This window comes from Deinococcus marmoris DSM 12784, assembly GCF_000701405.1.
In the GTDB taxonomy this organism is placed as follows: Bacteria; Deinococcota; Deinococci; order Deinococcales; family Deinococcaceae; genus Deinococcus; species Deinococcus marmoris.
This window is the reverse complement of record NZ_KL370780.1, coordinates 50,728-63,481: the sequence shown is the minus strand read 5'-3', so window position 1 is coordinate 63,481 and position 12,754 is coordinate 50,728. Positions and strand designations below refer to the sequence as shown.

Below are 12,754 nucleotides of genomic sequence, written 5' to 3'. Positions count from 1 at the left end.
CACCTTGAGCAGCGACGCGGCCTGCTGTACCCGTCCCCCCCGGGCTCATCGGCCTGCATGGACTGTCCCGTCCCAAACGCATTAACTCTTCAAAATCCCACTTCAGGTCGTAATAGCTCATGCGGCGCCGTCCAGCGTCTGCGCGCCGCGCCGCCCACCACTTCCGAAGACCCCGTTGCCGCGAACTGCTCGTCAACGACTGGAACCTTCATGACGTCCTTGAGGGCCTTGAGCAGCACGGCTGCGTCGAACATGGCCGACACGAACCTGGCTTTGTGCGCGCCCAGCACCCTGTTCTCTCGTTCGATTTGCTCGTAGCGCTACACCTGGGTCAGCCGCTGTTCGCCCTTGCAGGCGGCAGCAAAAGCGCCCATCAGCACTGCGGGCGTCACGAAGATACCGCCGAGCACCGTGTCACCCAGCGTCATTCCGCCGCCGAACCACACCAGCAGGCCGCTCTTGGCCGCCCCGAGGGCTGCAGCGCCCGCTCCAGCACCCGCAACAGCAGATTTGCCCAGGCCACTGGCCACCTCATACGAACTGATCTGTGCGCCCCCGAAGGCCGCGAACTTTTTCGGAATCAGGTTCAGTCGGATCTGAAGATCAATGGCCGAGTTTTTCAGTTCGTCTTTGTGGCGTAACCACAGTTCCGGGTAACGGGCTAGGGAGGTCTTCAGCATGAGGTACTGGTGGGCTACGAAGCCCACAAAGCGCTCTTGTGCCGCCGCCGAATGAGCCCGGAAACCGACGTACAAGCGCGATCTGGCCGCACCTACGCCGCCACGGCCTGGGGGTGGACTGAGGTAGATCCCGCAGGAATTATGGCGGGGCAGTAGACAGGAGGCACCGGAACAAGCATGTGCGGCGCCTCACTGGTTCTGTCCTCCCTGCTTTATTTGAAAGTCACACTCGCCTCCTGCCCCTGAATGCCGCCCTGCTCCACCGGCACCACGCGGTACACGTCGCCCGCTTTACCCTGCGCGTCGGTGTAGGTGGGCGAGGCCACCACGCCCAGGCGCTCCTGCCGATTTCCACGTGTGCGGTACACGGCGTATGACGCTGCGCCCTTATCCGCCGTCCAGCGCAGCACCGCACCGCCGCCGCCCGCACTGACGCTCAGGCCCTGAACCAGTGGGGTGGCTGTAATGTTCAGCGGCGTGGCCCCACTCACGTTGGAGGGATCGCTGCGCTTGCCCCTGGCGTCCAGCGCGGCCACCAAGTAGGCGTAGGCGAAGGGGGCCTGCACATTGCGGTCTGTAAAGACCTTGGTGGTGCCGGGCAGCCGGGCCACCAGCACCAGGTCGCCCTGCGGGTTCTGGCGGAAGACCTCCACCTGTGCTGGGGCCGCGCCTGCGTAGGCCCAGGTCACCTTCAGGGCACTGTCCTGCGGGGCCACGCTCAGCAGCGTGGGGGCGTCGCCGCCGATGCGTGGCGTGACCACCGCCACCGGCTCGCCGGGTTTGCCGCTTACCCCAGAGGCGCTGACGGTGATGACCCGGAAGGTCATGCCCGTCCCCGGCGAGGCGTCCAGGTGCAGTTTCAGCGTGGTGGCGGCGATGGGCCGGGGCGTCACGCTCACGAACTGTTCGCTGGGCGTGGTGGCCGTTGCGCCGCGCACCACCAGATAGCCGATGGGCTTGCCGGGTGCGGGTTGCCAGCTCAGGGTCAGGGTGTTGGCGTCCTCAAGTTTGGCCTTCAGCCCCTTGGGCGGCGCGGACAGGGCAGGATTCAGCGGCTGCGCCCCCCGGATGCTTAATGGCCCGGTGGGGCCAGCGGCCAGTTTGTACCCCAGGCCGTACACGTAGCTTTTGGCTTCCTCAGTCGTGGTATCGGTATAGGTGCTGCTCCCCGCCGCCACCTCGCTCAGCGGTTTGAGGGTGTCGGGGGAGCTGCCCCGGTAGACCATCAGGCCCAGGATGCGCGGGTCTTTCACGGCGTTCCACATCAGCTTCACGGCCCCGCGTCCGTCCGCGCCGAAAGTGATGACGGGTTCTACCAGACTGGCACGCGAAAAGGGTTCGGCGTCACCCGTGTCGGCCACCAGCACCGCCGTTCTGGCGCTCTCGCGTCCGAACAGGTCCAGCGCCGCCACCTGATAGCTGTACTTGGTTTTGGGCTTCAGCGGCAGGGCATCGTCTTTGAAGCTCACGCGGCCCGGCTGGGCGGGGTCCACCGTCGGAAAGTACGGCGAGGGTTGCAGCAGGAGCGGCGTGGCATTACCCTCAGCGCGGTAGACCTGGTAGGCCATGACCTGCCCGCCCGCACGCTGCCACGCCACGGTCACGCGGGTGCGCTCCGGCACGGCACTGAGCTTGCCCGGCGCGGGGACGGCGGGGGGCTGGCCGGGTGTCACCGTGGCTGTCCCCACGGGCGTTTCCTTACCGCCGCGCACCGCCACCACGCGGTAGCTGTAGCGGGTGCCGTCCTTCAGGCCCGTTTCAGTAACCAGCAGATTCAGAGTTCGGGCGATGCCGGGACTTGCCAGCGTTTGCAGTTGCAACCCCAGTTTCTCGAAGGGATCAGTGACGGGTGTGCCGAACTTGGCCTTCAGAAAGTCGTACTGCTGGGCCGTGACCCAGCCGTTCTTGATGGCGTCGGCTTTCGGGGCGATGCCAGGCAGATCACGCCTGACCTTGCCGCTGCCGCCCTCACGGATCAGGCGGTAGGTGTCGGGCAACGTGTCGCCGATCAGCGTCCAGCGCAATAACGCGCCGCCAGGCTGGGGCAGGGCCGCCACGCCCGTCTTGGCCGGATCGGGGGCAACGCCTTGCTGGACTGGTCCGGTCTGGGGCGTGTTCTGGGCGCGGACGGATGACGGGTTGCTTAGGCCCAGCAGCAGCAGGGATATGGCCAGCAGATGCGACAGTCTGATCGGCGCGTGGGCGCGGCGCGGGTTTGAATAGCTGGACGTTTTCATGACGCTCCTCGTGCGGGCCTCCGGGTGAACTTGCTCCAGAGGCCCGGCGCTTGCTAGAGGCTCAGGCGAATGGACTTCTCGATGTCCACGTCATCAAAGACAGGCAGCGAGATCTGTATACGGGCCGTGCCTTTCACGTAGCTGTCGTCCTGGCTGAGTTGGAAGTCAGCGTCCAGACTGACCGAGGCGCTGATAGAGCCGCCTATGCCGCACAGGTGGGCGCTGACCCTGGCCCCGGCGTACAGGCCCACATGCCCGTTGACCTTGAACGTGGGCGATACGACGACTGCGCCGTCTACGGCGGCATACAGCCGGGCATCGAAACTCCAAGAGTAGTTGCAGATGAGCGCGCTGCCGCCGCCCCCGGCGTGGTAGATGTTCTCGATGGCAGCTCCGGCGGCCAGTCCAAATGAGCCGACAGGTTTCACGAACTCAGGGGCGCGGCCATCCAGCTTGCCGGTCATCACGTAGCCGTCAACGGAGGCTTTGAGGATCGCCAGATCCACCTGCACTGAGACCCGCCCGGCACGGTAACGCGCGGCGCACGCGGCGCTGTTAGTGGGGTTGCAGTACGCCCCAGTTTCACTGGCGGGCCGGAAAGTGCCGATATACAGGTGTGGAGTCTCGGAAATCGCGATACTGGCCGCGCCCTGCACCGTCAAGATGCCGCCCGCCATGGACAGTGGCCTCAGGTCTGAACACTTCAACTCGCCCACGCTGGCTGGCCCCACGCACAGATCCACGAACAGGCCGCTCAGGTTCACTGTTCCGGCGAAACGGGCCTGGGGTTTGCCGCCCCCGAAGTAGCCCGCCGCCGTATTGATGCCCCCGGTCAGCAGGTAGCCGTCCCCACCGAAGCGCAGTTGCGGTTTGTCGGTGCCTATCTCCGCGACGATGGCCGCGTGCAGCTCCGTATCGTCCACGCCGGTAAAGGAGGCCACCACGCCAGCCGTCAGGTGCAGACCCTTGCCATCATTCGGGCGTTTGTTCAGGTCACTAAAGTAAATCTGCCCCTGGCCCCACTGCATGTTGTAGGCCAGCCCGCCGGTCACCTGGTAGATGGTGATGATCGACAGCGGAATGCCGTCTGAGACCTTGGCGTTCGCCAGCAGATACCAGTAACTCTTGCTGCCCTTGTGCCCGAACAGGCCCTTCACCTGCATAGACAGTTTGTCGCTGACGCCCACGCTGCCGCTGTCGAAGGCCAGCTCCTGGGCGACGGCGGGCGCTTCACCTGCACCGAACGCCCGCAAACCCAGGCCCGTCAGGTCTGTCTCACTGCCCTTGAGGGTGATGACAACCTTATTGTCTGTCGTTGACATGACCTCCTGATCCACGTCGTCCACAGACAGTTTCAGTTTGTAATCCTGCGCGTCGGCGCCCAGGACAAAGCGCGACGGCGCGGTAACGTTCTTGCCGTTCTCGTCGGCGTTGCCCAGTGCGGACAGGCCCGCCAGGATCATCTTGCCCAACAGCGGTTTTGCGAGGCTGTTCTTCGTTGCCTCGACCGCGTCCTCCTTGGAGAACGTCATACTACTCAGGGTGATGGGATTGCCCGCGATCTTGCGGTCCTGGCCCTGAATCGCGTCGCAGCGGCTGGACGGCAACTGCACCAGCCCACCGTCGATGATCAGCATGTAGCAATTCAGCTTCAGGCCATCGCCGATCCTTGAGAGATCGAAGGTGCTGCCCAGCAGATTGAAGGTCAGCACGCCCGCCAGGTTGGTGCTTCCCTGCACGTCCCTGGCTGTGAAGCTGCCGTCTGGCCCGTAAGCGCGGGTCAGCCCGGTCTTGTCGAGGGTGACGGCTCCCTCGTTGGGGCCGGTGATGTACCAGGTGCCGGTTAACTTGCCGCCACCCACGAAGGGCAAAGGCCCGAATGCCCCGGTAGTCAGGCTGCGAATCAGGTTGGTCTTGACCATGACCACCACGACCTCGCGCGCGTCGTAGGGAATGCCGCCAGTCAATTCGGTCTTGCCGGGAGCCACCTTGCCGTCCGGTCCGTCGATGTTGAGGTTCCAGCCGCGTGTACCGTAGCTGACCGGCACCTTCTTGACCAACTCCACCGAGAGCGTCTGCTCTGGGCTGGTTTCACTGTCCCCCTTGGTGGCGTCGTACTGCGCCACGGTGTCGATGGTGATCTGATTGGACAGCCACAGCAGCCCCTGCCACTGCGGCCCCACGTCCGGCACCGTCACGGCGCTGGGCGCTCCACCGTAGGTCTGACGCAGCAGCGCGGCTTGCGAGGGTACGGCGGGCAGCAGGCCCCCGCCTGCGCGGGCTGCGGCCTCGGCCAGTCCTATTGCGGGCTTTTCCGGCGTGCTTTCGAGGGTTTTAACGGCAGCTCCGTCTGGCTCCACGCTACGTTTGCTACTCAGATCCAGATACGCCGTGGCGGTCTGCGAGCCGAGGGCAATGGCACTCACGGACACGCCGGAATCGCCCAGTTTCATCACGCCCCCGTAGGTGGTGATCTTGCCGCTGTTGCCGTGCGGCAGGGTTGGGAACGAGGCCACGCTCCTACCATTCAAGACCCGCGCGGACACCACGTCACCCGCGTTGCTCAGGTACAGCTCCGGGAAGGTCAGGAAATCGGTTTGCCCCGCCCCCAGGATTTCCTGAAGCTGCTCGACGGTCTTTGGCCCCGTCCCCTGGATGGGTGGCGGAAACTTGACCACCAGGTTCCCGACGCCGTTGCCTGTAGACACGCCTTTACTGGCGGCCTGATCCAGCGCGGTTCGGCCCTTGTCGGTGGCGTAGCCGATGCCCGTGCCGGTGCTGGTGGGCAGTTGTCCCGTCTGTGTGTATTTCAGGAAGGGGCTGGGCGCGCTCACATCGCTAACTCCGGTGTTCTTGCCCTGGGCATACACGGTGTTCAGCAGACCAAGCCGCTGCTGCTCTGGGGCCACCATCACGGGTGTTCCCGCAGAGTTCAGCTCCACGTTGAAAGCTGGATCGAAGACCTGATTGATGAGTTCATTGATCAGTTCCTGGGGTCCTCTGGGGCCGGGCGCTCGCTCCTGGGTGTAGACAGGCGGCTTGTTCACCACCGTTGCCAGCGTGAAATCCGGCGAGGTCACCACGGCTCCGTTCAATACTGCTCCACTGGCCGAAAAAGTCACGCGGCCCACGCGCAGCCTCATGGGCGAGAAGGCCGGAAACTCGGTGTACACGGTATGAATCTGGTTAGGGATGATGGCACCGTTCTTAGGGGACGGTGGCTCGGCAGTGAAGCTGCCCGACACCAGATAAGCGGTGTCGCCGTCCACCTTGACCTTGAGGTGAGAGGCACCGATGTTGCCCAGCGCCACCGGGGTCAATCCAATGACCAGCGGCGTGTCGTCGGCCACCGCCAGGGTGGCCCCGAAGTCGTCGGGGTTAAAGAGCGGGCCAGACTGCGGCCTGACCGCGCCCAGAATCTTGAACTTGAACCGATCCTCGCCCTCGCCCACCACCAAGAATTTGGGCAGGCCGGGTTCGGTCAGGTTGACGGTCTGGAGGCTGATCTGGCCGGGGAAGACAGCTTTACTGTCGCCGGTTACACCCAGCACTTCCACGCGCAGCAGGAAGCGCCCGCTCTTGTCGTCGGGCAGTGTGAGCGGCACCGTGTTCTGGCCCGAATTCAGCAGCACCTGCCGGGTGTCCAGGGTCAGCGGCTGGCCGTCGGGCTGGTCTTTCACGTTGAGTGGGGTCCAGGTCCAGCGCAGGTTGACCGTGCCGCTGCCTGAGACGTTCAACAGCGCCACCGACCGGGTGGGCATACCCAGTCTGATCTCGGCGGGGGTGGGCGCGGCAATGGCGGCCCCCACCAGGGGCCTGATCTCGGTGCTGAAGCCTTTGATGCCCACGGCGGCGTCGATCACGGCGGCCACCACCACCGTCCGTTCGGACGCCTGATCGGCCTTGAGGGTCAGCTTGACGGTATAGACCCCGCTGACCGCAAAGACATGCGGAACCTCTGCATCGGCCTTGACACTCTGTTTGGGTGTACCGTCGCCGAAATCGAGCGTGTAGACGTACTGGGGATAGCTCTGAATGTTCCCGACGTTCACCGTGCTGGGCGTCCCGGCACGGGACGCCAGAACTTCCAGGGTCGGCATCGGAACGGTGACCACCACTGGCAGCGTTCCCAGCAGCTCGCTGGTCTGGTTCAGACTGACCTTGATCAGGAAGGTGCCGTCCTTGACGTAGACGTGCGTTCCCAGCGGGAAGGTGCCGTCACCCGCGCCGCTGGTGTTCAGGGTCTGGGTCTGGCCGTCGCCCCAGTCCACCTTCAGCGCGGTTCCGGCAGGCACGTCGCCCACGCTGAGGGTCACGGTCTGATCCACTGCCGGACCCGCCGGGTCCACGGCCAGCGGAATCTGGGCCGCGACGACGGTGATCGGCTGGATGCAGGGCGGGGCATTGCCCACCTTGACCTGCACCACGAAGCTGGCCGCCTTGCCGTAGGTACGCTGCTGGACGTTCTGCTTGGACCCGTCGCCTGCTGTGGTGAGGGCCTGCGACACGCCGGAAACCACCGTGCCGTCGTTCCAGTCCAGCGTGTAGGCCGTGCCTGCCGCCAGCCCGTTGACCTTGACCTCCACGGCTTTCCAGCGCACCGGGGAAACGGTCAGGACTTCCAGCGAACAGGGAACGGGCTGCACCGTGACGGTTACAGGAACAGGCGCAACACTGCCCAGAGGTGCGCCGCCGCGCAACAGGCGCACGAGGTAGGTGCCTGCACTGCCGTAGCTGTGATTCAGGCTGACGGCGGCGGGAACCACCGTCGTGTCACCCCAGTCGAGCTGATCGCCGGGTTGAATATTTGCGAGTGTGGCCGTGACCGGCTGCCCGGTCTGCATGCTGGCCGGACTGACACTCAGAGTGGGGACGGGAAGAATGACCACCACGGGAACGGGGGTAACTCCAGCAACGGACTGTCCACCCCGCAGGAGCTTCACAGCGAAGGTCCCAGCTTTGCTGTAAGTGTGGGTCAGGCTGGCTGCCACTGGCACCACCGAGCCGTCACCCCAGCCGAGTTGATCTCCAGGTTGAGTGTTCGTCAGGATAGCGGTCACCTTTTCGCTGATTTGCACGGCATTGGGAGAAACGGCCAGCGTTGGGGTGGACAGACTGACGAGGACGGGCTGCGGCGCAACGGTGGAGACAGGGGCGCCCTTCGCGTCCAGCAGGCGCACGGCAAAGGTACCCGCCTTGCTGTAAACATGCGTCAGGCTGCTTGCCACTGGCACGTTCGTGCCGTCGCCCCAGTCAAGCTGATCACCTGTCTTGAATCCAGTCAGGGTAGCCGTAACCTTTTCACCTGTCTGGACGGCGGTGGGCGAGACGCTCATGGTCGGAGTGGGCGCTGGGGCCGTGACCGTCACGACTGCGGGGGGGACGCCAGCCAGCAGCTTGCCACCTCTGAGCAGGCGCACGGTGAACACCCCGGCCTTGCCGTAAGCATGAGACAGACTGGCCACCGCTGGGACCACTGAGCCGTCGCCCCAGTCGAGCTGATCGCCCGTCTGGAAGTTAGTCAGCGTCGCCGTGATCTTCTCACCCGTCTGCACGGCGGGAGGTGAAACCGCCAGCGTCGGGGTGGGCAGGGTGATCACAACCACAACGGGCGCGACGCCCGGGGCGGGTTTGCCGCCGCGCAGCAAACGCACCGTGAAGGTCCCGGGCTGGCTGTAGGTGTGCTGGAGACTGGCGGCGGCATTCACCACCGCGCCGTCACCCCAGTCGAGTTGATCGCCCGTCTGCACGGCGGTCAGCGTCGCCGTGATCTTCTCGCCCACCAGTGCCGCACCGGGGGTCACGTTCAACGTCGGATTGGGCAGGCTGACCACCACGGGCACGGGCGGGGTGGCCGGGTACGGTCTGGCATTGGCGTCCAGCAGTCGGACCAGGAAGGTTCCGGGCTTACCAAAGCTGTGGCTCAGGCTGGCGGCAGCGGGCACCACCGAGCCGTCACCCCAGTCAAGCTGATCGCCGGGCTGGAAATTCGCCAGTTTGGCCGTGACCTCTTCGTTGATCAGCACGGCGGGCGGAGCTACACCCAGTGTTGGATTGGGCAGAGGAGCCGTCACAGTGACGATGGCCGGCGGCACAGCGGCCAGGGGTTTCCCGGCCCTCAGCAGCCGCACGGAAAACGCGCCAGCCTTGCCGTAAGCATGCGTGAGGCTGGCCGCTGCTGAGACGACCGAGTTGTCTCCCCAGTCAAGCTGATCGCCGGGCTGGGTGTTGGCCAGGATGGCCGTAACTTTCTCACCGGTCTGGACGGCATTGGGAGAGATATTCAGCGTTGGAGTGGGCAGACTGACCACCACAGGGACCGGCGCGACGCCGAGGATGGGTTTCCCGCCACGCAGCAGGCGAACCGTGAAGGTCTCCACTGCGCCGTAAGCGCGCTGGAGACTCGGGGCGGCATTCACGACGCTGCCATCGCCCCAGTCCAGTTGATCGCCTGTCTGAAAGTTCGTGACTGTCGCGGTGACTTTCTCGCCGACCAGGACAGCATTCGGAGAAACACTCAGGGTAGGTGTGGGAATTGGAGCCGTGACCGTGATGATCACGGGCGGCACAGTCGTTTCGGCCATTCCACCAAGAATCCGGACGGTAAATGTTCCGGCCTTGGGATAGGCGTGGGTGAGGGTGGCCTCTGCGGGAACCCTGGTTCCGTCACCCCAGTCCAGTTGCTGGCCTGGACCCGCCGTCAGGACGGGCAAATTTGTGATGACCGCTGTCACTGGCTGGCCGATCTGCACCGCCGTGGGCACCACCTTCAGGGTAATGGTCGGCACGGCACTTACTGTGACGATGACGGGCGGCACGGTCTTCGCGGCTTCGCTGCCAGTGACGCGCACGGTAAATGTCCCGGCCCGGGCATAAGCGTGGGTCAGGGTGGGCGCCGCACCCACCGCTGTGCCGTCGCCCCAATCCAATCCACCGATAGATTGAAAGTCCGTCAGAGTGGCCGTAACTTTCTCGCCCGCCTGTACAGCGGTGGGCGACACGCTCAGGGTGGGTACCGGGGCCAGTACCGTCACGATGACCGGCGGAACACCAGAAACGGGCAGACCGTCCCGCCCGAGCAGGCGCACAGTGAATGTTCCCACCTTGCTGTAGTTGCGTTCGAGCCTGCTGGCCGCCGGACCAGTGATGCCGTCACCCCAGTCAAGCTGCTGGCCCGGCTGGAAATCAGTCAATGTCGCCGTGACCTTCTCGCCCACTTGCACAGAAGTGGGAGAGACACTCAGGGTGGGCGGCAGGGGAGTCACGTCCAGCTTATCTGACGCGCACGATGCACTCCCCAGGCCGTTGCAGAGCCAGCCAACACCGTAACCACCGGCCGACTTATAAACGTGGGTGACCGTCAGACTGGTCACCGGACTCGACGAGCCGTCACCCCAGGTAATCACACCTCTGGCACTGCTGACGGTGGCCGTCAGGGTCTGTCCTACAGTGACCGTGCGGGGAGAAAGGATCAGGAAATCCCTGGGCTGGGCCAAGGCCGGACTTCCCAGTCCTCCCAGACACAGCAGTGCCGCCACCAGGGCAAACAGCCGGAGAACAAACTTCATGCGTAACCTCCCCACCACGGACCGAGCAGATGCTGGCCCGCCCATCAGAAGTTGAACCGCAGGCCGACGCCGGCCTGATAAGAGTTGATGGTCCCGGGCCGGAAACGCAGATTGCCCGAGACCTGCAGTGGCCCCGAGACCTTGTACAGTGCCTGCACACCGATGTCCCCGGTCCAGCGCTCGGCGCCGGACGGCACATAGTTCAGGCTGCTGCTCAGACTCAGCGTCAGCGGATCACGCTTGTAGGACACGTTGCCGCTCAGGCTGCCGCCCACGCGCGTTTGCTGCGTTCCACCAATGTCCGGAAAGGGTGCAGCGTTCAGCGAGAGTTGAAGCTGGCCGTTCCAGGTGGGGTTGCTCAGGTTCAGGCCTGCGCTGGTGCGGTAACTGACGCGCCACTCCTGCGTGACCTGACCGTCCGGCGTGATGCCCGCTTGCCGCTGCCAGGTCACGCCTGCCCCCCCCTGTATTCCCAGAGTCGAAACGGCTGGCGGTGTCGTCGCCGCCGGATCTAGATCCGGAATTACGGGCGGCGGAGCGTAAGCCACGCTGAAATCCAGGGCGTGCGAGGGGCTGTCCCCCCCATTTCCGGCGTAGCCCAGCTTGCCAGACCACGGCGGGCCGGTGCGGCTGACACCGGCCCGCCAGCCCAGCGTGGCGGGCGTGGCCGCCTTCACGCCAAAATCTGCGCGGCCCCCCACGCTCACCCCGATGTCGCCCGTCCAGTTCTGAAGCCGGGTGGTGGTCAGACCGGTGTCCAGCGAGTAGCTGCCCTCGTTGTCCAGCCGCGCGGTGGCCGAGACTTTCTCGGCGGCACTCAGGCTAACCGTGCCGCCTGCGTTCAAGCCGTAGCGGGTGCTGGGAAGGGCCGCATTCCCACTGGAAAGCCGCAACGTCTCAGTGTGATCTGCCGTGGCTCCCAGCGTGACACTGCCCGGCCTCGGCCCCCCGAACTGCCCGGCGACAGATGCCCTGGCCCGCACCGCCAGATTGCGCGCACTGAAAGTGACGCCGCCCGCATAGGCGTTGACGTCGGTCAGGGTACCGCCTGTGCCTGCTGTCCAGGTCCACTTCGGGGAAAACGCCCCGCTCACTCCCAGATCGCCGCTGAAGACGCGGTAAGCCGTGCCCGATGAATCGCCATCGGTGTAGACCAGCGTGGAGGTGAGGCTCCGCAGCCCGCGCGTGGGGGCAGTAAAGCTCTGCTGGGCCAGCAGCACTGCTGTCCTTGATCCGGTAGTCAGAGTGCGGGAGGCGTCGTACTGGGTGTACAGCACGCGCTGGCCCAGGGTATACGTCACGTTAAAGTTCTGGCTCTCCGGTCCATTCCAGGAGGCGCGGGCCGAGAGCTGGCCTCCCAGCGCCTCGCCACGCCAGTCGGCGTCCGCGCTCAGCCCCTGCCACAGCGGTGTGCCAGGCAGGAAATACCGAACCTGAAAGCTGCCTTCTGCGTGCGCGGCGCTGCTCAGGACACAGGCCAGTAACACACCCAGTCCCCGCAGGCGTAGCTCTCGCGGTCGCCAGGCGGTCATGGACCGTCCGCCGCTGAATATCCGCCGTCCCAGCGCTCTTTACTGAGCTGTGCCGACCCATCGTTTCGCCTTGCCTGGCTTGCTTGCATGGGGACTCCTTGTGGGGGGAGCGATTGTGCCTGCGTTCAAGTTGCTGGTGGTGGGCTTTGAGGGAACGAAAGTTCTGTGCTGCGCAAGACAGGATGTTGAAGACCGTTTCCAGACATCAGCCCGCGATCAGCCCGCGAACTGGGTCGCTGCCTCGGCAGGCTGGGTTTACGGGCCCTGGCCTAGGACTACTGAATCGCGGCGGGCTGGCAGCGGTCCGGTTCCCAGGCATGGGCTCCCCTGTTCATCTGGGCGATTCCGGTACCGCAGTTCGATCCGCCGGGTTGGACCGTTATCCTTTCTCTTCACTGAGAGGGGGTTTGGCACGCTTCAGCAAGCATGTATGGTTGCAAATCAGGAGCGTGAACCGCGCCATGCGGAGCAGTCAGGACCGGACTTATGGCCTAGAGGGGTGTCACTCGGCGGGCCGAGGACACACCGCTCAGGGCACAGGGACGGCGACGCCGGAGATGCTGGCCGCTACGGGGACAGTGCTGCCCATCCTGCTGCCGTTGCCAAGTTGACCGTTGCCATTGAGGCCCCAGGCGGTCACGGTGCCGTCTGCTTTCAGGGCTAGACTGTGGTAAGACCCGCCGGCCATAGCCACGACATCACTTAGACCGCCGACTGCGACGGGGACGGCGCTGCCC

General features: G+C 65.0%; 6 protein-coding genes. All 6 read right to left on the bottom strand.

Annotation, left to right across the window (positions count from 1 at the left end; genetic code table 11):
* Window positions 1–89 precede the first annotated feature (89 nt).
* A complete protein-coding gene (locus Q319_RS0123930; RefSeq protein WP_029484862.1) occupies window positions 90–290 on the bottom strand; it encodes a hypothetical protein in 201 nt (66 codons plus the stop codon).
* A 30-nt stretch (window positions 291–320) separates the two neighbouring features.
* Window positions 321–755 (bottom strand): hypothetical protein, encoded by a 435-nt coding sequence (locus tag Q319_RS0123925; RefSeq protein ID WP_156039597.1) that lies wholly within the window; start codon window positions 753–755, stop codon window positions 321–323.
* A gap of 137 nt (window positions 756–892) precedes the next feature.
* On the bottom strand, window positions 893–2,917 hold the full coding sequence (locus Q319_RS0123920) for a fibronectin type III domain-containing protein (protein ID WP_029484860.1): 2,025 nt from the start codon (window positions 2,915–2,917) through the stop codon (window positions 893–895).
* Between the two features lie 53 nt (window positions 2,918–2,970).
* Window positions 2,971–10,485: a PKD domain-containing protein gene (locus Q319_RS0123915; protein ID WP_029484859.1), complete on the bottom strand. Its 7,515-nt coding sequence runs from the start codon at window positions 10,483–10,485 to the stop codon at window positions 2,971–2,973.
* Between the two features lie 44 nt (window positions 10,486–10,529).
* Window positions 10,530–12,017 carry a hypothetical protein gene (locus Q319_RS0123910; protein ID WP_156039596.1) on the bottom strand — a complete coding sequence of 496 codons (1,488 nt, stop codon included), beginning with the start codon at window positions 12,015–12,017 and terminating at the stop codon, window positions 10,530–10,532.
* A 529-nt stretch (window positions 12,018–12,546) separates the two neighbouring features.
* A partial coding sequence (locus Q319_RS26740; protein WP_211252429.1) for an RCC1 domain-containing protein occupies window positions 12,547–12,754 on the bottom strand: 208 nt, incomplete at its 5' end.